The 22,694-nt window shown below is 56.9% G+C and carries 19 protein-coding genes; 4 read left to right on the forward strand and 15 right to left on the reverse strand.

All coding sequences use genetic code 11. The features are described 5' to 3' along the window. Positions 1–29: 29 nt before the first annotated feature. From eutG to maeB, 11 genes are all read right to left on the reverse strand, one after another. The gene (gene eutG, locus OGV50_RS16580; RefSeq protein ID WP_012131334.1) at positions 30–1,217 is read right to left on the reverse strand and encodes an ethanolamine utilization ethanol dehydrogenase EutG; all 1,188 of its coding nucleotides are present in this window, start codon (positions 1,215–1,217) and stop codon (positions 30–32) included. Beyond that, positions 1,207–2,046, reverse strand: coding sequence for an ethanolamine utilization protein EutJ (gene eutJ / locus OGV50_RS16585; RefSeq protein WP_012131333.1), 840 nt, complete (start codon positions 2,044–2,046; stop codon positions 1,207–1,209). Before eutJ ends, eutG begins: the two co-directional genes overlap by 11 nt. A gap of 36 nt (positions 2,047–2,082) precedes the next feature. Then, positions 2,083–3,486, reverse strand: coding sequence for an aldehyde dehydrogenase family protein (locus OGV50_RS16590; protein ID WP_198448643.1), 1,404 nt, complete (start codon positions 3,484–3,486; stop codon positions 2,083–2,085). 11 nt (positions 3,487–3,497) lie between these two features. Continuing rightward, positions 3,498–3,785, reverse strand: coding sequence for an ethanolamine utilization microcompartment protein EutN (gene eutN, locus OGV50_RS16595; protein WP_024130131.1), 288 nt, complete (start codon positions 3,783–3,785; stop codon positions 3,498–3,500). A gap of 144 nt (positions 3,786–3,929) precedes the next feature. After that, the gene (eutM, locus tag OGV50_RS16600) at positions 3,930–4,220 is read right to left on the reverse strand and encodes an ethanolamine utilization microcompartment protein EutM (RefSeq protein ID WP_000387720.1); all 291 of its coding nucleotides are present in this window, start codon (positions 4,218–4,220) and stop codon (positions 3,930–3,932) included. 39 nt (positions 4,221–4,259) lie between these two features. After that, positions 4,260–5,276: a phosphate acetyltransferase gene (pta, locus tag OGV50_RS16605; RefSeq protein ID WP_012131330.1), complete on the reverse strand. Its 1,017-nt coding sequence runs from the start codon at positions 5,274–5,276 to the stop codon at positions 4,260–4,262. After that, on the reverse strand, positions 5,273–6,076 hold the full coding sequence (gene eutT, locus OGV50_RS16610; protein ID WP_012131329.1) for an ethanolamine utilization cob(I)yrinic acid a,c-diamide adenosyltransferase EutT: 804 nt from the start codon (positions 6,074–6,076) through the stop codon (positions 5,273–5,275). Before eutT ends, pta begins: the two co-directional genes overlap by 4 nt. Before the next feature lie 9 nt (positions 6,077–6,085). After that, positions 6,086–6,775 (reverse strand): ethanolamine utilization acetate kinase EutQ, encoded by a 690-nt coding sequence (gene eutQ, locus OGV50_RS16615; protein ID WP_012131328.1) that lies wholly within the window; start codon positions 6,773–6,775, stop codon positions 6,086–6,088. After that, positions 6,753–7,232: an ethanolamine utilization acetate kinase EutP gene (gene eutP / locus OGV50_RS16620; protein ID WP_012131327.1), complete on the reverse strand. Its 480-nt coding sequence runs from the start codon at positions 7,230–7,232 to the stop codon at positions 6,753–6,755. Before eutP ends, eutQ begins: the two co-directional genes overlap by 23 nt. Before the next feature lie 13 nt (positions 7,233–7,245). Continuing rightward, positions 7,246–7,581 (reverse strand): ethanolamine utilization microcompartment protein EutS, encoded by a 336-nt coding sequence (gene eutS / locus OGV50_RS16625; RefSeq protein WP_047462111.1) that lies wholly within the window; start codon positions 7,579–7,581, stop codon positions 7,246–7,248. A gap of 159 nt (positions 7,582–7,740) precedes the next feature. Further along, complete coding sequence (gene maeB / locus OGV50_RS16630) at positions 7,741–10,020, reverse strand: NADP-dependent oxaloacetate-decarboxylating malate dehydrogenase (protein WP_012131325.1); 2,280 nt, start codon at positions 10,018–10,020, stop codon at positions 7,741–7,743. A 278-nt stretch (positions 10,021–10,298) separates the two neighbouring features. Here maeB and tal point away from each other — a divergent pair, with 278 nt between their 5' ends. Together tal and tkt are read left to right on the forward strand one after the other, a co-directional pair. After that, positions 10,299–11,249: a transaldolase gene (gene tal, locus OGV50_RS16635; RefSeq protein WP_104868368.1), complete on the forward strand. Its 951-nt coding sequence runs from the start codon at positions 10,299–10,301 to the stop codon at positions 11,247–11,249. Between the two features lie 20 nt (positions 11,250–11,269). Then, positions 11,270–13,264: a transketolase gene (gene tkt, locus OGV50_RS16640; protein WP_058667858.1), complete on the forward strand. Its 1,995-nt coding sequence runs from the start codon at positions 11,270–11,272 to the stop codon at positions 13,262–13,264. A 183-nt stretch (positions 13,265–13,447) separates the two neighbouring features. Here tkt and OGV50_RS16645 read toward each other — a convergent pair whose 3' ends face one another. From OGV50_RS16645 to aegA, 3 genes are all read right to left on the reverse strand, one after another. Continuing rightward, complete coding sequence (locus OGV50_RS16645) at positions 13,448–14,491, reverse strand: DUF1176 domain-containing protein (RefSeq protein ID WP_286488642.1); 1,044 nt, start codon at positions 14,489–14,491, stop codon at positions 13,448–13,450. A gap of 126 nt (positions 14,492–14,617) precedes the next feature. Continuing rightward, on the reverse strand, positions 14,618–15,193 hold the full coding sequence (gene nudK / locus OGV50_RS16650) for a GDP-mannose pyrophosphatase NudK (RefSeq protein WP_286488643.1): 576 nt from the start codon (positions 15,191–15,193) through the stop codon (positions 14,618–14,620). Positions 15,194–15,284: 91 nt separating this feature from the next. Further along, entirely contained in the window at positions 15,285–17,258 is a 1,974-nt protein-coding gene (gene aegA / locus OGV50_RS16655; RefSeq protein ID WP_275165760.1) for a formate-dependent uric acid utilization protein AegA, read from the reverse strand. Between the two features lie 218 nt (positions 17,259–17,476). Between aegA and narQ the strand changes: the two genes are divergently transcribed. Then, on the forward strand, positions 17,477–19,177 hold the full coding sequence (gene narQ, locus OGV50_RS16660) for a nitrate/nitrite two-component system sensor histidine kinase NarQ (RefSeq protein WP_104868364.1): 1,701 nt from the start codon (positions 17,477–17,479) through the stop codon (positions 19,175–19,177). Between the two features lie 185 nt (positions 19,178–19,362). Then, complete coding sequence (gene acrD, locus OGV50_RS16665) at positions 19,363–22,476, forward strand: multidrug efflux RND transporter permease AcrD (RefSeq protein ID WP_012131312.1); 3,114 nt, start codon at positions 19,363–19,365, stop codon at positions 22,474–22,476. 73 nt (positions 22,477–22,549) lie between these two features. Here acrD and ypfM read toward each other — a convergent pair whose 3' ends face one another. After that, a complete protein-coding gene (gene ypfM, locus OGV50_RS16670; RefSeq protein ID WP_001386977.1) occupies positions 22,550–22,609 on the reverse strand; it encodes a protein YpfM in 60 nt (19 codons plus the stop codon). Positions 22,610–22,694: the final 85 nt, after the last annotated feature.

The following is a 22,694-nucleotide window of genomic DNA, read 5'->3' on the forward strand; positions in this document are numbered from 1 at the left end:
GCCTTATCCGGCCTACATCCTGGTATGCTTTATTGTGCCGCCGCGTACAGGTCGATAATCTGTTCCTGTGTGGCGGTTCGTGGGTTACTGCGAATACAAATATCTTCCAGCGCGCCTTGCGCCCACGCGCTGTAATGCGCGGACGTCGCGCCAACATCGGCGAGGCGTTTTGTCAGCCCGGTTTCAATAATCAGTTCGCTAACTGCGCCGATCGCGTCGCGATCGTCCGCTTTCTTGTTGAGTAACGCCCGGCCGATATGGCTGAACCGTTCGCGACACACCATGCGGTTAAATCCCATCACCGTCGGCAGCAACATACTGTTCGCCTGGCCATGCGGAATATGCAGCGTCGCGCCCGGCTGGTGCGCCATCGCATGACACAGCCCCAGCCCCGCGCTGGAAAAAGCCATCCCCGCCATGCAGGACGCCAGCAGCATGTTTTCCCGCGCCGCCATGTCGTGCCCGTTCCCCACCGCTTTCGGCAGCGACTTGCCGATCATCGCAATAGCGCCAATCGCCAGGCTGTCGGTAAACGGCGTGGCATTCAGAGCGCTATACGCCTCAACCGCATGGGTCAACGCGTCAATCCCGGTCATCGCCGTTACGTGAGAAGGCACCCCTTCCGTCAGCGCCGCATCCAGAATGGCAACGTCCGGCATCAGCGAGGCATGCGCCAGAACCTGCTTGCGCCCGCTTACCGCATCAATAATCACCGTCACGTTGGTGGTTTCCGACCCCGTCCCCGCCGTCGTCGGCACGGCAATCAGCGGTAGACGCGGGCGCAGTACGCTCTGCGCCGTCATATCCGCCAGCGTCTGCCCTGGGTTGGTAAAGAGCAGCGCTACGGCTTTTGCCGCATCCAGCACCGAGCCGCCGCCAAACGCCACCACGCCGTCACATTTTGATTCGCGCAGCTGCGCGACCGCCGCGCAAACGTCAGTGATGGAAGGTTCTCCCACCGGGCAGGGCCAGATGCTCATCGCCACGCCTTTCATCGCCAGACTCCGTTCAAGCCCGGCGGTCATCCCTGCCTGATGCAGAAAACTGTCAACCATGACAAACAGATGCGTCAGCCCGCGCGTTTGCGCTTCCTGCCCGCAGGCGCTAAGCGCCCCCAGGCCGCACAGCGTGACGGGCGGAACGCTGAACGTTTTTATCCGTTGCAGATTCAGGGTATCGAATGCCTGAAAGAGCGCGGTCTGCAATTCACTTTGCATAGATCCCCTCCGCTTTTTCTTTTCCGCTGTTGGCAATCGCCAGCGGCGTCATAAACAGGCTGTGTTCAGGTAAATGCACCCGCAGTTCCGGGAAGCGTTTACGGAATAGTTCATCCACGCCCGGTTGCATACAGGAGCCGCCCGCCAGCCACAGATCGGCTATACCTTGCCCTTCGATATGCCGGGCAACAATCTCCGCCATCTTTTCGTACACCGGTTTTACCACCGGCCAAATCTCCCGGGCATTGCTGCGCTTGAACTGCTCAGCGTCTTCCAGTTCGATGCGGCGGTTTCCGGCCAGCGTCAGGGAAATATGGTGTCCGCCGGTCGCTTCATCAGCGGAGTAAGTCACCTTGCCCTGCTTCACAATGGCGATCCCCGTCGTACCGCCGCCGATATCCACCACGCCCGCGTTATCCAGTCGCAGCAGATCCGCCACGGCGGTCGGCTCATCCAGCACATGGCTGACCTCCAGCCCGGCGGATTCCAGAACATTGATGGAGATACGCGGGTCGGTGCCTGGCGGAAATGAGGTCGCCGCGTGGGTGAACTGGCAGCCAAGCTGGCGTTCGAGCGTGTCGAGATGGCGACGCACGATGGTGACGGCGCCGAAGAAGTCCCAGACGATGCCGTCACGCACGACGTCAGCCCAGTCCAGACAAACGGCGACCGGCTGCGCATCGCGGTCGACAACCATCGACACCACATCGCACGTCCCTAAATCAATACCCAGCCACAGCGGCGAATCGCTGGCGACGGGATGCTGATTACACAGCTCAGCGGCTTTCTGGAGTCTCGGCGTCAGCCAACGTTGTTCATCGTGCGCCATCTCTTTTCTCCTTATAGACAGTCTGCGGGGCCGGTATCAGACGATGCGAAACGCATCCACCAACACGCAGCGACGCAGACGCACGAAGGTGCGCGCGCTGGTCACCCCTTCCCCGGTTGGCGTAGTAATGGTCATGGTGGTCCAGCCTTCGCCGCCCAGACCCAGCCCGGCGATACACGGCCCATTCTTGACGAAGATGCTGGTATCAATGGCGTTTGCCATCCGGTTCATGTTGTCGATGTTGCACGAGTGCATCGCCGCCGTATGGTGGCAACCGCCTTCCAGCGTGACCGCCAGCTCAATGGCCTCTTCTACATTGGCGACCCGCACCACCGGCAGTACCGGCATCATCAGTTCCGTGACCGCGAACGGGTGCGTGGCAGGCGTTTCCACAAACAGCAAGCGCGTTTGCTCCGGCACCGTCAGCCCAATCGCGGCGGCGATTTTGGCGGCATCACGCCCAACCCAGTCGCGGCTGACCGTTCCTTTGCCACGCTCGTCGATATTTTTCAGCAATACCGGCTGAAGCTGTTCGGCCTGTGCGGCGGTGAGTTTCACCGCATGCTGCCCTTCCATCAGGTGCATCAGTTCATCGGCAACGCTATCGACAACAATCAGCACCTTCTCGTCGGCGCAAATGATGTTGTTATCGAAGGATGCGCCTTTGACGATGGACTGCGCGGCACGCGCCAGGTCAGCGGTTTCATCCACCACCACCGGCGGGTTCCCGGCGCCTGCGGCAATCAGACGTTTGTTGGTGTGTTTACGGGCAGCTTCAACGACCGCTTCGCCGCCGGTCACCACCAGCAGACCGATACCGGGATATTTAAAGAGGCGCTGGGCGGTTTCGATATCCGGATTCGCAACGGTCACCAGCAGGTTAGCCGGGCCGCCTGCGGCAACAACCGCCTGGTTAAGCAGCGTAATGGCGCGCTGAGAAACCTTTTTCGCCGCCGGATGCGGCGCAAAGACCACGCTGTTGCCTGCGGCAATCAGGCTAATGGCATTGTTAATCACGGTTGCCGCCGGATTGGTGGACGGCGTGACCGACGCCACAACCCCCCACGGCGCATTTTCAATTAAGGTCAGACCGTTATCGCCGGTCAGTACCTGCGGCGAGAGGCATTCCACGCCCGGCGTACCGCGCGCCTGCGCCACGTTTTTCGCTAATTTATCTTCGACGCGTCCCATGCCGGTTTCTGACACGGCAAGTTCCGCCAGTTCTCTGGCGTGCTTTTCACCCGCCTCACGTATCGCATGAATAGCGAGCTGGCGCATGGCCACGCTCTTCAGCCCCTGCTGAGCCACTTTCGCTGCGGCAACGGCGTCATCCAGGGAGGCAAAGACGCCCATTTCATGAACGGCGGCGGCAGGTTGACTGCTGTCTTTCATTTTCAGCAATACCGCTTTTACCACCTGTTCAATATCCTGTTGATTCATGATGTTCAGTCCTATTTATGGAAAACGACTTTCCCGCCAGCCACCACTTCATCGACAATACCAATCACGCACAGATCGACAGGTGAGGATTCGCTTCGATGCGCCTGGCGGGCAGAACTGCCGCTAACCAGCAGCACCCACTCCCCGGTTCCCGCCCCAATGCTGTCGATTGCAACGGCGCACTGCCCGTCGGGATTCCCTTCGGCATCAATCATTTTCACCATCAGCAATTTGTCATGCGCGAGTCCTTCATGGCGCACCGTACAAACAATTTGTCCTGTGACGACTGCCAGCTTCATACCCGCCTCCATGTGTTGTGTGTTGCGTGCCGAAACTGTAGGCCGGATAAGCGAGGCGCCATCCGGCATCGATGCCATCTCATTGCCGGATGGCGACGCGTTCGCGTCTTCTCCGGCCTACACGATCAGACGTAGCCATCCAGCTTAGATATTGCTGTCACCTTTGAAGCTGATCGGGAACACCTCTTCCAGATCGCCGTGCGGGCGCGGAATGACGTGTACGGAAACCAGTTCGCCAATACGCTGCGCCGCTGCGGCGCCGGCATCAGTAGCGGCTTTGCACGCTGCCACATCGCCACGCACCATCGCGGTGACCAGACCGCCGCCAATCTGCTTCACGCCAACCAGTTTCACGCGTGCTGCTTTAACCATCGCATCAGAGGCCTCAATCAGTGCAACCAGGCCCCGGGTTTCAATCATTCCTAATGCTTCCATTGTGTTTTCCTCTTCGGTAAGGGGGTCCAGACGGGACCTTTATACAACCAGTGTTTGCGAGTCGTGTTCACGACTCACGTCAGTCTGGCGCGGCACTGCTGCCACCAACGCCAGTTCGATAATTTCCTGTACGCTACAGCCTCGGGAGAGATCGTGAAGTGGTGCGGCAAGCCCCTGAATCAGCGGCCCAACGGCGCGATATCCTCCCAGACGCTGGGCGATTTTGTAGCCAATGTTGCCCGCTTCCAGTGACGGAAAGACCATCACATTGGCTTTGCCCTGTAACGGACTGGCGGGCGCTTTTTGCGCGGCGACGTCCGGGACAAAAGCGGCGTCGAACTGCAACTCGCCGTCAACAATCAAATCCGGCGCGCGCTCACGAACGATCTCTGTCGCCTGCTGCACATTGGCGACATTGGGGTGACGCGCGCTGCCATGACTGGAGAACGACAGCATGGCGACCCGAGGCTCCTCTCCGGTAATGGTTCGCCAGGTCTGCGCGCTGGCGATGGCGATATCCGCCAGTTGCGCCGCCGTGGGTTGCGGCACCACGCTGCAATCGGCGAATCCCAGCGCCTGCCCGGTGTACTGCGGCAGCATCAGGAAGATCGACGACAGCGTTTTGCAGCCCGGCTGCAAACCGATCAGGCGTAGCCCTGCCCGTAGCACGTTCGCTGTCGAAGAGAGGTTGCCGGCAATGCACACATCGGCATGACCTGCGCTCACCATCGCGGCGGCGAACATCAGCGGGTCGTTCAGTTTTTCCAGCGCATCCGGCGGTGTTTTCTCTCCCGCCCGCGCCAGCCAACGCCCGGCGAACACCTCGCGCATAGACAGATTGCTCTGTGGGTCAATCACCTGAATGCCATCCATCGCGATACGGTGAGTGAGCGCAAACTGGCGTAGCGCAAACGGGCTGGTGACAAGAACCGGTCGCGCCAGACCATGCCGTTGCAGATAGTGCGCCGCCTTCAGGACACGGACATCCAGCGCATCCGGGAAGACCACCCTGGCGGGCGCGCGTAAGGCCTGTTCGCGGCAACGTTCAATGATCATTGCTCCCCTCCCAGTCGCTGTTGAATCTGGCTGACGGTGAGCGGATGCTTCGTCACGCACAAAATCATCATCACGTAGACCGTACTGGAGAGGCGGTTCAACGCCTGTAGAAGATCCGGGCGCAGCACGTCAAAATTGCGGGTGATAAAGACCTGAGCGGCCACGACTTCCGTCTCACGCACTTTGGTACGCAGCAGATTCAGCAGCGCGGCATCGCGGCCGTGGCTGGCTTCCGGCACCAGATGATCGTGATCGAGATAGCGCAGCGGCTGATGGGACAGACGATGCAATTCGTCTTCGTTTAGCCCCACAATGGCCTGCGCGGCCAGCGGTTCATCCATCGCATCGGCACGCATGATGTTGCCCAGGCGGGAACGAATGTCAGCAAGCCAGGGTTGCCACTGCTCCGGCAACTCAATTTGCAGCCACACCACCAGCGCGATGGTGCTGTCCAGCGCGGCGCGAAATCCCAGGCGCGGATCGCTTTTCGCAACCATTTTGTCGGCGGTCAGGTGGGTCAGCGTATCGGGCTTTTTTGCCACCGGCTGGCGACACAGTTCGCAGCACGCCTTAGGGTGCGTATCGCTGCTGGTCAAACCGTGCACCGGCTGTAATTGCTGCTCATCGTCATCGACAAAAAGACGGCCTTGCTCATCCAGAAACTTGATACGCAAATGGCGGCTTTCCAGCAATTCCCGGGCAGATGGCGTCAGGCGAGCGTCAGCGGGAAGATGGATCTCCGCTCCTTCGCTGAGCGTATGATTCGCTCTGAGCCATGCTTCGGTAATGAAATCCTTCATACATCCGCCTTAGCAGGACTGCCAGTTCGCAGGCCAGGCAACGTATAAGAAGCGCACGGTCGACGGTGTGCCAAACTCAATGCTGGAGCCTTTCGGGATAAACATCACGTCCCCGGCTTTCGCGATCATGGTTTCGCCTTCATGACGCACATGCAGTTCGCCCTCCAGTACCATATCGATCTCGTCGTAGTTCAGCGTCCACGGGAAAAAGGCGTTATCCCACTGCATGAACCCGGCGGCCATGCTGCTGCCGTCCTTGTCGGTGACCAAATCCGTTAAGCCGACGCAGTGGGGCTGCGCGCCGTCGAAGCGACCAAACTTCACGCTGCTGCCGTCGATCACTTTTACGCCGCCCTTGCCGGTGACCGACTTAAAGCCCGGCTGCATGTCAGCCTGCTCCAGCGACTGTTTTTCCTTCATCACTTTGTCCATCAGCTGCGCGACCAGGCTTTCGGTAAATTGCCCTTCCGGCAGTTGCGCGATGATGGTTTCACGAATGCGCTGACTTTCGGTTTTCGCGTCTTCCACCGGCGCGACAGCCGGTGCCGATTCGTCGCATTCCACGATCGTGAAGTCCAGCAGTTCCGCAACTTCGCGGGCTTCCGGGGTAATGATGCTGGCGCGCAGAACAACCGACATTTCCTGTTCGCCGCGTGCGTGAGCCGCACGAATATCGTTAGCTGTGATGAGTTTCTTCACCTGCGCCTTCCTCCTGTTCGGTGAGTGCTGCCAGATAATCCACCAGGTGCTGCACACTTTGCGGGTCATGGCTGTTGAGCTCGAAAATCGGCTCCTGAAATCCCAACCCGCTCAGTAGCTGTCGCGCGGCGGCGACGTCGGCATCCGGCATGTCCGTTTTGCTGATGACGGCGATGTGTCGTTTACTGGCGCCAATATCCAATAACCCGGCGGGTAAGCGACTTTCGCGGTCATTTGCCGCATGTACATAAATCAGCGTATCCACATCCTGTAGCGTGGTAATTAAGGCGTGATACCAGCGAGGATGGCTAAAATATTCTCCCGGCGTATCGATATCGCCGTTGTCATTAAATTCCACGGCTTGTGTTTTTCGGGCGAGGGAATAATTTCCCTGCAAGGCGTTAAAAAGCGTTGTTTTCCCCGCGCCAACGGTGCCGACAAACGCAATACGTTTCATTGCCGCCCCCCAATTAACTTTTTGTTAATTCGCACAACGTGAAATTTAATAAGCGTCCCAGCCCGTTGACCGTTTGCAATAAGGCTTCTTCGACGGCGCCAACGGAGCCATAAATCACCAGCGCGCCGCTGAATCTATCGAGAAAACCGATATGAACATCGGCAGCTTTCATGGCTAAATCGCCCGCGATCATCGCCGTTTCCCCTGGCGTTAGCGTCATGATGCCGATGGCGCCCGCTTCGGGAACGCCGATCTTTTTCGCCAGTTCTTCACCCGGGTGGGCAATCAGATGCGCCAGCGTGACCTGTTTCCCCGGCACAAATTCCTGAATAATGCGTTCTTTATCCATTGCTCACCGCCTCCGCTGAAACTGACCTCATCGTGGCAATTTTTTGTCAGAGTAAATAACAAAATTCGGCAAGCAGATTTAAAAGGTGAAGTAGATCACTAAGAAAGGAGGAAATAAAAAAGCGCGGGGAACCCCGCGCCGGAATGAATTAAAGTGAAATTACAGTGGCTGCGTTTGCGCTTCGACCACCGCCAGCGCCACCATATTAACGATACGGCGAACAGAAGCGATCGGCGTTAATACATGCACCGGTTTGGCAACGCCCATCAATACCGGCCCTACCGTCACGCCTTCCGAGCTGGAGACACGCAGTAAGTTGTAACTAATACGCGCGGCCTCCACGTTAGGCATAATTAAAATATTCGCCGCCCCTTTCAGCGGGCTGTCCGGCATTCTGTCGTTGCGAATGCTTTCGACCAGCGCGGCATCACCGTGCATTTCGCCGTCGATCATCAGCTCAGGCGCGCGTTCGCGTACTAACTCCAGCGTCTGACGCATTTTGCAAGCAGCGACCGACTTAGACGAACCAAAGTTGGAGTGCGACAACAGCGCCACCTTCGGCTCAATACCAAAGCGGCGCACCGTTTCCGCAGCCATTAACGTAATTTCCGCCAGTTGCTCCGGCGTCGGATCGTCATTGACATAGGTGTCGGCGATAAAGGTGTTGCCGCTCGGCAACAGCAAGGCGTTCATCGCCCCCGCCGCGTGGACGCCCTCACGGTAGCCAAACAGTTCCTGCACCACGCTGAAGTGTTCGTGGTATTCGCCGATGGTGCCGCAGATCATCGCATCCGCTTCACCGCGCAGAACCATGATCGCGCCAATCACCGTGGTATTGCTGATCACCGCCCGCTGCGCCTGTTCCTGCGTCACGCCACGGCGTTTCATGATCTTATAGTATTCACCCCAGTACTCTTTGAAGCGCGGATCGGATTCATTGTTGACGATCTCGAAATCCACACCCGATTTGATCTGTAGCCCCAGCTTCTGAATGCGCATTTCGATCACGCTCGGGCGACCAATCAGGATCGGTTTCGCCAGACCTAACGTAATCAGCTCCTGCGTCGCATGCAGGACACGCGCCTCTTCCCCTTCCGCCAGCACCACGCGCTTCGGCGCTTTACGGGCCAGAGAGAAGATTGGCTTCATGAACAGGTTGGTTTTGTAGACAAATTCGGTCAGCTTATCGATGTAGGCATCGAAATCAGCGATCGGCCGCGTCGCCACGCCGGAGTCCATCGCCGCTTTCGCCACGGCAGGCGCAATCTTCACAATCAGGCGCGGGTCGAACGGTTTTGGAATGATATATTCCGGGCCGAAGCTCAAGTCCTGATCGCCATAGGCGGAAGCGACCACTTCACTTTGTTCGGCGTGCGCCAGTTCGGCAATGGCGTGTACCGCCGCCAGTTTCATCTCTTCGTTGATCGCGGTTGCGCCGACATCCAGCGCGCCACGGAAGATGAACGGGAAACAGAGCACATTGTTGACCTGGTTCGGATAGTCGGAACGTCCGGTACAGATGATGGCGTCTGAACGCACCTCTTTCGCCAGCGGCGGCAGAATTTCCGGCTCCGGGTTCGCCAGCGCCAGGATCATCGGCGCACGCGCCATTTTTTTCACCATCTCCTGGGTCAGCACTTTCGGGCCGGAGCAGCCCAGGAAAATGTCCGCCCCGTCGATCACGTCATCCAGCGTGCGTTTGCCGTCATCCACCACCGCATAGGCCGCTTTGGTCTCCACCATGTTGGGTTCGCGATCTTTATAGATAACGCCTTTCGAGTCACAGACCACGATATTGTGTTTCTGCATCCCCAACGCCACCAGCAGGTTCATACAGGCGATTGCCGCCGCCCCTGCCCCGGAAACCACCATCCGCACGTCAGAGATATTTTTTTCCACCACGCGCAGGCCGTTAAGAATAGCGGCGGTGCTGATAATCGCCGTTCCGTGCTGGTCATCATGGAATACCGGAATATTCATGCGCTCACGCAGTTTCTGCTCGATATAGAAACATTCAGGCGCTTTAATATCTTCGAGGTTAATCCCGCCGAACGTCGGCTCCAGCGCAGCAACGACATCAATGAATTTATCCGGGTTATGTTCATCGACTTCAATATCAAACACGTCGATGCCCGCGAATTTCTTAAACAGAACGCCCTTACCTTCCATTACCGGTTTACCGGCCAGCGCGCCGATGTTGCCCAGGCCGAGCACCGCCGTTCCGTTAGAGACCACCGCGACCAGATTGCCGCGAGCGGTGTATTTGTAAGCCGCCAGCGGGTCTTTTTCAATTTCAAGACACGGCGCCGCTACGCCAGGCGAATAGGCCAGCGCCAGATCGCGCTGTGTGGCAAGGGGCTTGGTCGGGGAAACCTGGATTTTACCTGGAACGGGAAATTCGTGGAAATCGAGGGCGCTTTGTTTTAATTGGTCATCCATCTTGTTGTTCCTTTCACGTATCGATCAAAAAAGTGGCGCGGGTAACCTCTGGTGCGCCGCACATTATCACCTCCCTGCGCGGCATAAACTTTGAAGGTAGCCATACTCTCACTACTCAAAGAAAGAATTTGTTATCAATTTATAGCATCCATGTTACCCGCTTAAACCCGCATTACCATGCCTGTCTGCTATGCTTTTTTGTTGTGTACTGCATGAATTTCTCAGAAGTGTGAATCAACGCACTCACCTAACGCTTTACTTTTCAAGGAGTATTTCCTATGAACCAGTTAGACGGCATCAAACAATTCACCACTGTCGTGGCAGACAGCGGCGATATCGAATCCATTCGCCATTATCAGCCTCAGGACGCCACCACCAATCCCTCACTGCTGCTAAAAGCGGCTGGCCTTGCGCAATACAGCCATTTGATTGATGACGCGATCGCCTGGGGCAAGAAACGCGGTAAAACCCAGGAGCAGCAGGTCGCCGAGGCCAGCGATAAACTGGCCGTCAATTTCGGTGCGGAAATTCTGAAAATCGTCCCCGGACGGGTCTCTACGGAAGTGGACGCGCGCTTATCCTTCGATAAAGAAAAAAGTATGCAGAAGGCCCGCCACCTGGTTGACCTCTACCAGCAGCAGGGCGTGGAAAAATCGCGCATTTTAATTAAGCTCGCGTCAACCTGGGAAGGGATACGGGCGGCGGAAGAGCTGGAGAAAGAAGGCATCAACTGTAACCTGACGCTGCTGTTCTCTTTTGCACAGGCGCGCGCCTGCGCGGAAGCGGGCGTTTTTCTGGTTTCGCCGTTCGTCGGGCGTATCTATGACTGGTATCAGGCGCACAGCCCGATGGACCCCTACGTCGTGGAAGAAGATCCGGGGGTGAAATCGGTACGTAATATCTATGACTACTTCAAACGTCACCGCTACGAAACCATCGTCATGGGGGCCAGTTTCCGTCGCACCGAGCAAATCCTGGCGCTGACAGGCTGCGATCGCCTGACCATTTCTCCCAACCTACTGAAAGCGCTACAAGAAAAAGAAGAGCCGGTGATCCGCAAACTGGTGCCGTCATCGCAGACGTTCCATCGCCCAACCCCGATGACCGAAGCGGAATTCCGCTGGGAACATAATCAGGACGCGATGGCCGTTGAGAAACTGTCGGAAGGTATCCGCCTGTTCGCCGTTGACCAACGCAAACTGGAAGACCTGCTCGCCGCCAAACTGTAAACCTTGCCACGGAGTGATTTATGTCCCGAAAAGACCTTGCCAATGCCATTCGTGCGCTCAGTATGGATGCCGTACAAAAAGCCAATTCCGGTCATCCCGGCGCGCCGATGGGCATGGCGGATATTGCTGAAGTGCTGTGGAATGATTTTCTCCGCCACAACCCGACCGACCCCACCTGGTATGACCGCGATCGCTTTATTCTTTCCAACGGCCACGCGTCAATGCTGCTCTACAGCCTGCTGCACCTGACCGGCTACGATCTGCCAATCGAGGAGCTGAAAAACTTCCGTCAGCTCCATTCAAAAACGCCGGGACACCCGGAAATCGGCTATACGCCAGGCGTTGAAACCACCACCGGGCCATTAGGTCAGGGACTGGCGAACGCCGTCGGTCTGGCGATTGCCGAACGCACGCTGGCCGCGCAGTTTAATCAGCCCGATCATGACATCGTCGATCACTACACGTATGTCTTTATGGGCGATGGCTGCCTGATGGAGGGGATTTCGCACGAAGTCTGCTCGCTGGCGGGTACGCTGGGGTTGGGCAAGCTAATCGGCTTCTACGATCACAACGGCATCTCAATTGATGGCGAAACCGAAGGCTGGTTTACCGACGATACCGCCAAACGGTTCGAAGCGTATCACTGGCATGTAGTGCATGAGATCGACGGACACGATCCCGAAGCCGTGAAGAAAGCGATTCTTGAAGCGCAGAGTGTGAAAGACAAACCGTCGTTGATTATTTGCCGGACGGTAATCGGCTTCGGCTCACCGAATAAAGCCGGGAAAGAGGAGTCTCACGGCGCGGCGCTGGGAGAAGAAGAAGTGGCGCTGACCCGCCAGAAACTGGGCTGGCATCACCCTGCTTTTGAGATCCCGAAAGAGATTTACCGTGCCTGGGATGCGCGTGAAAAAGGTGAAAAAGCGCAGCAGGCATGGCAGGAGAAGTTCGCGGCGTATCAGAAAGCATATCCCGATCTGGCAAGAACGTTTACCCGACGAATGCGCGGCGAGTTGCCAGAGTCCTGGGAAACCACGACGCGAAAATACATTGCTGAATTGCAGGCCAACCCGGCCAAAATCGCCACCCGCAAGGCATCGCAAAATACGCTGAACGCCTACGGCCCAATACTGCCGGAACTGCTCGGCGGCTCGGCGGATCTCGCGCCCAGTAACCTGACTATCTGGAAAGGTTCGACGTCGCTGAAAGAAGATCCGGCCGGGAATTACATTCACTACGGCGTGCGCGAATTTGGTATGACGGCCATTGCCAACGGCATTGCCCACCACGGCGGATTTGTGCCTTACACCGCGACCTTCCTGATGTTTGTGGAATACGCCCGTAACGCGGCGCGAATGGCGGCGTTGATGAAAGCCCGGCAGATCATGGTTTATACCCACGACTCCATCGGGCTGGGTGAAGATGGGCCGACGCACCAGGCCGTGGAGCAGCTGGCCAGCCTGCGTCTGACGCCAAATTTCAGCACCTGGCGTCCGTGCGATCAGGTTGAGGCGGCAGTCGGCTGGAAGCTGGCGGTTGAGCGCCATACCGGCCCGACGGCGCTGATTCTCTCAAGGCAGAATCTGGCGCAGGTGGAGCGTACCCCGGAGCAGGTGAAGGAGATCGCCCGTGGTGGTTATGTGCTGAAAGACAGCGGCGGTAAGCCGGATGTGATCCTGATTGCCACCGGGTCTGAAATGGAAATCACCCTACTGGCGGCGGAAAAGCTGACCGGAGAAGGCCATAACGTCCGGGTGGTATCCCTGCCTTCGACGGATATTTTTGATGCTCAGGATGAGGCGTATCGCGAATCCGTGCTGCCGTCGAACGTTGCCGCTCGCGTGGCGATTGAGGCGGGCATTGCCGACTACTGGTACAAATATGTCGGGCTGAAAGGCGCGATTGTCGGGATGACGGGATATGGCGAATCGGCCCCGGCCGAAAAACTGTTCCCTTATTTCGGCTTTACGGTCGAGAATATCGTCGAAAAAGCGCATAAGGTGCTTAAAGCGTGAAAATGGATGAGTGGGTCGGAAGCCGGATGGCGACGCGATGCGTCTTATCCGGCCTACAAAATGGCCCGTAGGCCCGGTAAGCGTTAGCGCCACCGGGCGCTTTGCCGGATGGCGACGCGATGCGTCTTATCCGGCCTACAAAACAGCCGTAGGCCCGGTAAGCGTTAGCGCCACCGGGCGCCCCTAACGTGTGATCCACAACGTGGGCCAGGCATCTGGCCCATGCCAGTTATCGCAGCTTGGCTCTTCGGCATAACGCACCAGACGAAAACGCTGGCCGTCAAAACGCCAGCGCGTCTGGATACCGCAATCGGCCAACCCACGCCCTTTTGCCAGCGTGATTAATTCCCGGGATTTCTCGTCAAAAACCGCGTTCATCAGCTCCATATCATTGCTTTCAGCCCCGGAGTTAAAGGGCAAACGCAACCGTACGGCGCGGGAAGCGAATGGTTTTTTGCGTGAGACAATCCACGCGAGATCGACCGTATTATAGGCTCCGGCTTCGCAACCGGTCATCAGCAGGGCTTTGTCATCGGTCAGGGCCGCGACGCGCACTTCCCGGCGCATCGGGTCAAGCGAGCAGTGAATACCGCTCATCCGCCAGTTACCGTAATCCAGCAGATCGTTGCGTTCATCATAAGAGAGCGGCGTCGGCGTTGGGTTGACGATAGCCACGCCTTTCAGCGCTGGCGCGGGCGGCACGCTGAGCGGTGGATCATTCCCTTTATCAATCCACGCCGTTTCGCTGCCAACGCGTTTTTGCTGTGCGTCGATAAACAACAGCGCAGCTTTAAGCCCCACCAGAGAAATCGTCTGTTTTCCCTTTTTCAGGGTAATCGCCTGGGCTTCCTGAATGGTCTGTAAAAACGCAGCAATGGTGGCGGTGTCGTCCGTCATCAGATGCCAGGGCGTAATGCGCCATTGCCCGGCATTTAGCGGCAGCGGTTTTTCATCCAGCAGCAGACGCGGCGCAATCTCCGCCTCTTTCGCACCGGGTGAGGTCAGCCCCCCCAAATCAATGCGAAGTACCGCATCGGTATGCGCCCCGGCGCTGCGGCTTAAGGTCATCACCAGCCCGCGATGTTCGCCGGTATTACGCGCCACGCAAAAATTCTGATTGTTACAGGTGACCTGCCAGTCAGAGAAAGTCTGCTGCGCTGGCGCCGCCCACGTCAGCGACGTCGGCAGCAGGCCGAGCAGGAAAACGAAAATAACGCGATTGCGCATGGACGGTACAACCCCAGAAGAAAAACGAAACGGCTTTAGGCGGTATCTTCCTTGCGTGACTCCTGTGGCTCAATCAGATTTGTCGGATAGCGACATCATTATGTAAAGAAATATAAACCTTATTTATCAATCCATTAGCGAGGAAAAATGCAAATAATTGAGCAATAACACGGTCTTACCGTCTCGTATCTCGCCGGTTTTGATCATCTCCAGCGCCTGTGTCAATGGCAGTTCCAGTACCTCAATATCTTCATCTTCCACACCGCCGCCTGCGTTTGCCCGCTGGCTGTCGCTGTATTCTGCAATGAAGAAGTGAATCAGTTCCGTCACGCCGCCAGGCGACATGTATAACTCAAAAAGTTTACGCACCTCACCCACTTCATAGCCGGTCTCTTCAATCGCTTCTTTGCGAATGCACGCTTCCGGCTCGTCGTTATCCAGCAGCCCGGCGCAGGTTTCTATCAACTGGCCGCTTTCATTGCCGTTCACCCAGGTGGCAACGCGAAACTGGCGGATGAGCACCACGGTCTGTTTTTCGCGGTTATACAGCAGGATCGTTGCGCCATTACCGCGATCGTAAACCTCGCGCTTATGGCGAATCACATCGCCATTTTTACGGGTCAGATCGTAGGTAATATTGCGCAGGATAAAGTAGTTATCAGAGAGAACTTTGTCTTTGATGAGAGTAATTTTTTGCGACATACCGGCTCCACAGCATAAGAAGACAGGTAATCTTACGCCGCAAGGCCGGTTTTGTCTGCGCGCTATCATGCTGCTCGCGCCGAATGGAGACTTATCCGGTTTGCATGATCCCCAGCCACTGAATAATCCCCTGCGCGGCGTGACGCCCTTCCGCCATCGCCGTCACCACCAGATCGGCGCCGCGCACGGCGTCACCGCCCGCGAAGATTTTAGGATTACTGGTCTGGTAACGGAACGCGCTTTCGACATTTGCCGCAATGCGCCCCCAGTCGTCCACTTTCACACCGTGCGCCTCCAGCCACGGCATACCATGCGGATGAAAACCAAACGCCATAATTACCGCATCGGCGGGCATGACAAACTCGCTGCCCGCGATGGGCATCGGGCGGCGACGCCCCTGCGCATCGGGTTCGCCAAGCTGAGTACGTAAAAAACGCACGCCGCTGACGCAACCGTCGGCATTCAGCACCAGTTCAACCGGCTGTACGTTAAATTCAAAGTTCGCCCCCTCTTCCCGCGCGTTTTTTACCTCTTTTTTCGACCCCGGCATATTCGCCTCGTCGCGACGATATGCGCAGGTCACCTGGCTTGCGCCATGACGCAGCGCGGTACGCACGCAGTCCATCGCGGTATCGCCGCCGCCCAGCACCACAACATTAAGCCCAGCGGTGTCGATAAAAGGTTCGTCAGGCAATTCATCCAGCCCCATAACCTGTTTCGTGTTGGCAATCAGGAACGGCAGCGCATCATATACGCCCGGCGCATCTTCGTTTGGCAGGTCGGCCTTCATGGAACGGTATGTGCCGACGCCGACAAAAACCGCATCGTACTCATCCAGCAGCGACGCCAGCCTGACGTCTTTGCCGACTTCGCAGTTCAGTTCAAAATGAATTCCCATCGCGCTGAAGATTTCGCGACGGCGCGCCAGCAGTGATTTATCCAGCTTAAAAGAGGGAATGCCAAAGGTCAGCAGGCCGCCAATTTCAGGGTGGCGATCGAACACGGTCGTGCTCACGCCATGACGCGCCAGCACATCCGCGCAGGCCAGCCCGGCCGGGCCTGCGCCAATAATCGCCACGCGTTTATCCTGCTGCTGCACGCCGCTCAGGTCTGGCCGCCAGCCTTTGTCCAGCGCCCGGTCGGAAATGTAGCGTTCAATATTGCCGATCGTCACCGCGCCATACTCATCGCGCACCGTACAGGCGCCTTCGCACAGCCTGTCCTGCGGGCATACGCGCCCGGTAATTTCCGGCAGGCAGTTAGTCTGGTGCGACAGCGCCACCGCATCGTCAATGTTTCCTGCTTTTACCAGCTCAATCCACTGCGGAATATGGTTGTGCAGCGGGCACGTCCACTCGCAGATACTGTGTTCACCGCACTTCAGGCAACGGGCCGCTTCGCGTTCAGCCTGCGCGGTACGAAACGGCAGGTAGATTTCATCAAAGCTGGTTTTTCGCGCGTCAATCGCCAGCTTATCCGGCTCGCCGCGTGGGGGTGTCGCCCGCATCTGTTCGACTTTATTGAGCGCACCAGGAGTGACTCCCGTCACACAGGCATGCCAAGGCTGATTTTCCTGACGCGCGGTGCGCAGACGCCGCGCTTTCGACAGCCGGGTCAGCGACGCCTCCGTTACCAATTGCAACGCATCTGCCGGGCAGTTTTCAACACAGGCCGGGCCGCCTTCGCGATCCAGACACAAATCACATTTGTGCGCCGTGGCTTTAACCTGATCCTGACCTGTTGGCGTAAGGATTATCTGCATTGTGCCGAAGGGACAGGCAACCACGCAGGATTTACAGCCGATACATTTTTGCTGGTTGACCTGAACGCTGTCTTTGACATGACGGATTGCGCCATTTGGGCAACTCCGGGCGCAAGGCGCATCCTCGCAGTGGTGGCAGGTTACCGCGCTGCGCTGATGCTGATGTTTGATCACCGTAATTCGGGGCTGAAAATGCCGCTGGTGCAGTACGTGTTGCTCATCATTGTGGGCCATTACGCAAGCGACCTCACAGGCATGGCATCCCAGGCACTGTTGGCTATTGGCCATAATAAAACGATTCATGGCGTCCTTCTGTTTTGGTGGCAAAAACCTTATTCTTTATATGAATGTTATTAACCGACGCCGAAGGGGTCGGCAATGTTCATTTGCCCAGGACGCACAACTATTTATCCAGAACCTGTGGCAGATCAATTTATTTCATCGCTGGTGAAATTGCGTTTCAGTTACACTTGCCAATATTTATCCGTTCACTGTGAGCATATTTTTCGGGGATTACGCGCGTGGTCGTCAAACGCCCTGTCTCGGCCAGCCTGGCCCGGGCCTTTTTTTACATTGTGCTGCTGTCGATTCTCTCAACCGGTATCGCCCTGCTGACGCTGGCGAGCAGTTTGCGGGATGCCGAGGCCATTAACGTGGCCGGTTCACTGCGTATGCAGAGCTACCGACTGGGTTACGATCTGCAAAGCGGCAGTCCGCAATTGAACGCGCACCGTCAGCTTTTTCAGCAAGCGCTCAACTCTCCCGCGTTAAGTAACCTGAACGCCTGGTACGTCCCGCAGACGGTTAAAAGCCGTTACGGGCAACTGCATGCGAACTGGCTGGAGATGAACACGAGACTGGTGGATGCGGATATAAAGTGGTATCGCGCCAATATCAATAACTATGTCGATCAGATCGATCTCTTCGTTCTGGCGCTGCAACACTATGCCGAGCGCAAGGTGATGCTGGTGGTCGGCATATCGCTGGCGGGCGGTATCGGGATCTTCACGCTGGTCTTTTTCACCCTGCGGCGTATTCGCCAGCAGGTAGTCCAGCCGCTTAACCAACTGGTCGCCGCCAGCCAGCACATTGAACATGGTCAGTTCGACATCCCGCCGCTGAATACCCACTTGCCGAATGAGCTGGGGCTGCTGGCCAAAACGTTTAGCCAGATGTCGAGCGAGTTGCATAAGCTGTACCGCTCTCTCGAAGCTTCGGTAGAAGAAAAAACCCACGATCTGCACGAAGCCAACCGCCGTCTGGAAGTGCTGTACCAGTGCTCACAGGCGCTCAATACCAGCCAAATCGACGTTCACTGTTTCCGCCATATTTTACAGATCGTCCGCGAACATGACGCCGCTTACTATCTGGAATTAACCGTGGGCGATAACTGGCGGATCAGCGAAGGAGCGGAAAGCGCTGATTTGCCCATGCAGATTCTACCGGTCACGATGCAGGAAACGGTCTACGGCGAACTGCACTGGCAAAGCCCCAACGTCAGCGCCTCCACCCCGCTGCTGCACAGCGTATCGACCATGCTGGGGCGCGGTTTGTACTTTAATCAGGCGCAAAAACATTTCCAGCAACTGCTGCTGATGGAAGAGCGCGCGACTATCGCCCGCGAGCTGCATGACTCACTGGCGCAGGTGCTCTCCTATTTGCGCATTCAGTTGACGCTGCTGAAGCGCTCAATTCCAGAAGATAATCTCCCCGCGCAAAGCATCATGGCAGATTTCTCCCGGGCGCTGAACGACGCTTATCGTCAGTTGCGCGAGCTGCTGACCACCTTCCGCCTGACCTTACAGCAGGCCGACTTACCTTCTGCGCTGCATGAAATGCTGGATACCCTGCAAAGCCAGACCTCTGCGAAACTGACGCTGGATTGCCGTTTACCGACGCTGGCGCTGGATGCGCAAATGCAGGTGCACCTGTTACAAATCGTTCGCGAGGCGGTGCTGAATGCGATTAAACACGCCAGCGCCACGGAGATCGCCGTTAGCTGCGTCACCGCCCCCGATGGCAACCATACGGTCTATATTCGGGATAACGGCGTCGGCATTGGCGAACCGAACGAACCAACGGGGCACTACGGTCTGAACATTATGCGCGAGCGTGCGGAAAGACTTAGCGGCACGCTGAATTTCTCGCAACCGTCAGGGGGCGGGACGCTGGTCAGCATCAGTTTTCGCTCATCGGAAGATGAAGAGGGTCAATTAGCGTAAAGAACGGCAAAGCACCGCACGGCGGGAATACAGACAGGGCGGCACTGGCACAAAATGTATGCTGTAAACGTGCATGATAATTTACATTATCTTCTTTTTTTCTCCACGTTTGACACGTACCTTGCCGCTACAGTGAAGCAGGTCATACCCAATAATTATACGCAGAAACACGAGGTCCTCCTTTAATGGCGAATTTCTTTATCGATCGCCCCATTTTTGCCTGGGTGCTGGCAATCCTGTTGTGTCTGACGGGCACCCTGGCCATTCTCTCTTTGCCCGTAGAGCAATATCCCGACCTGGCGCCGCCAAACGTCCGCATTACCGCGAATTATCCGGGGGCATCCGCGCAGACGCTGGAAAATACCGTCACTCAGGTTATCGAACAGAATATGACCGGCCTCGATAATCTGATGTATATGTCGTCGCAAAGCAGCGGGACGGGCCAGGCAACGGTGACGCTCAGTTTTGTGGCCGGAACCGACCCCGATGAAGCCGTCCAGCAGGTACAAAACCAGCTGCAATCGGCAATGCGTAAATTGCCGCAGGCGGTACAGAACCAGGGCGTCACGGTCCGTAAAACCGGGGACACCAACATCCTGACCATTGCGTTTGTCTCCACCGACGGTTCAATGGATAAACAGGACATCGCCGACTATGTCGCCAGTAATATCCAGGACCCGCTCAGCCGCGTAAACGGCGTAGGGGATATCGACGCCTACGGTTCGCAATATTCGATGCGTATCTGGCTGGACCCGGCCAAACTCAACAGCTACCAGATGACCGCGAAAGATGTCACGGATGCCATCGAATCACAGAACGCGCAAATTGCCGTCGGGCAGCTTGGCGGCACGCCTTCGGTCGACAGGCAGGCGCTCAATGCGACAATCAACGCCCAGTCGCTGCTGCAAACGCCCGAGCAGTTCCGTGATATCACGCTGCGCGTCAACCAGGACGGTTCAGAGGTCAAGCTGGGCGATGTGGCGACCGTCGAAATGGGCGCTGAAAAATATGATTATCTCAGCCGCTTCAACGGTAATCCGGCCTCCGGTCTGGGGGTAAAACTGGCCTCTGGCGCCAACGAAATGGAAACCGCCAAACTGGTGCTTAACCGCCTGGACGAGCTGGCCGAATACTTCCCGCACGGTCTGGAGTATAAGGTGGCGTATGAAACCACTTCCTTCGTCAAAGCCTCGATTATCGATGTGGTGAAAACCCTGCTGGAAGCCATCGCGCTGGTGTTCCTGGTGATGTACCTGTTCCTGCAAAACTTCCGCGCCACGCTGATCCCCACTATCGCCGTACCGGTGGTATTGATGGGGACGTTCTCCGTCCTGTATGCCTTCGACTACAGCATTAACACGCTGACGATGTTCGCGATGGTGCTGGCGATCGGCCTGCTGGTCGATGACGCCATCGTGGTGGTGGAAAACGTCGAGCGCATCATGAGCGAGGAAGGTCTTTCGCCGCGCGAAGCCACCAGAAAATCGATGGGGCAGATACAAGGGGCGCTGGTCGGTATCGCGATGGTGCTGTCAGCCGTATTTGTGCCGATGGCTTTCTTTGGCGGTACAACCGGGGCTATCTATCGCCAGTTCTCCATCACGATTGTCGCCGCGATGGTGCTCTCCGTGCTGGTGGCGATGATCCTGACGCCCGCCCTGTGCGCCACGTTGCTAAAACCCCTGCACAAAGGCGAGCATCACGGACAGAAAGGCTTCTTCGGCTGGTTTAACCGGACGTTCAACCGCAACGCTGAACGCTACGAGAAAGGCGTTGCGAAGATCCTGCATCGCAGCCTGCGCTGGATACTGATCTACGTTCTGTTGCTCGGCGCGATGGTGGTGCTGTTCCTGCGTCTGCCGACCTCCTTCTTGCCGCAGGAAGACCGTGGGATGTTTATTACCTCGGTACAGTTGCCAAGCGGCTCCACGCAGCAGCAGACCTTAAAAGTGGTGCAAGAAGTTGAAAAATATTACTTCACCCAGGAGAAAGACAACGTCATGTCCGTCTTCTCGACGGTGGGATCGGGGCCTGGCGGGAACGGTCAAAACGTGGCGCGCATGTTTGTCCGCTTAAAAGACTGGGACGAACGCAACGCCACAACCGGCACCTCGTTTGCCATTATTGAACGCGCCACGAAAGCCTTTAACAAGATTAAAGAAGCGCGCGTTTACGCCAGCAGTCCACCGGCAATCAGCGGTCTGGGCAGTTCCGCAGGGTTTGATATGGAACTTCAGGATCACGCGGGCGCCGGTCATGATGCCTTAATGGCCGCGCGCGATCGTTTGATTGAGCTGGCGGCGCAGGACAGTGCGCTGACCCGCGTGCGTCACAATGGTCTGGACGACAGTCCGCAGTTGCAAATTGATATCGATCAGCGCAAAGCCCAGGCGCTGGGCGTCTCTATCGACGACATCAATGACACGCTGCAAACCGCATGGGGCTCCAGTTACGTCAATGACTTTATGGACCGGGGTCGCGTGAAGAAGGTCTATGTACAGGCGGCGGCGAAATACCGCATGCTGCCGGACGATATCAATCTCTGGTATGTGCGTAATAAAGACGGCGGCATGGTGCCTTTCTCCGCCTTTGCGACGTCACGCTGGGAAACGGGCTCTCCGCGTCTGGAGCGCTATAACGGCTACTCGGCGGTCGAGATTGTCGGCGAAGCGGCGCCTGGCGTCAGTACCGGTACGGCAATGGATGTAATGGAGTCGCTGGTTCGCCAGTTGCCAACGGGATTTGGGCTTGAATGGACGGCGATGTCTTATCAGGAACGCCTCTCTGGCGCGCAGGCGCCTGCGCTGTACGCCATTTCGCTGCTGGTCGTTTTCCTGTGTCTGGCCGCGCTGTATGAAAGCTGGTCGGTGCCGTTCTCGGTTATGCTGGTGGTGCCGCTGGGCGTTATTGGCGCGCTGCTCGCCACCTGGATGCGCGGACTGGAAAATGACGTTTACTTCCAGGTCGGGTTGCTAACGGTGATCGGCCTTTCCGCGAAAAACGCGATCCTGATTGTCGAATTCGCCAATGAGATGAACGAGAAAGGCCACGATCTGCTGGATGCCACGCTGCATGCCTGCCGCCAGCGTTTACGCCCAATTCTGATGACCTCTCTGGCCTTTATTTTCGGGGTGCTGCCGATGGCGATTAGCAACGGGGCGGGTTCCGGGAGCCAGCATGCCGTCGGGACAGGCGTCATGGGCGGGATGATCTCCGCCACCATTCTGGCGATTTACTTCGTACCGCTGTTCTTTGTGCTGGTACGTCGCCGCTTCCCGCTGAAACCGAAGCCGGAATAAGGCACAAAAAAGGCGACTTACTTTGAGTCGCCTTTTTCTTATCCTTTTCAGGATCAGGATATCTTCCAGAAATTTATTTGCGAAGCATAACTTCGATAAAATCTTTCCAGTTCCCCAGTTCACGTTCAATCATAACAACCTCTCTTATTATTATGGCTATTCTACGAAAACATTATCCTCAAGAGAAGATAATTTAACCGATTGCAGTGATTACATCC

The organism is Citrobacter sp. CK180 (genome assembly GCF_030333655.1).
In the GTDB taxonomy this organism is placed as follows: domain Bacteria; phylum Pseudomonadota; class Gammaproteobacteria; order Enterobacterales; family Enterobacteriaceae; genus Citrobacter_B; species Citrobacter_B koseri.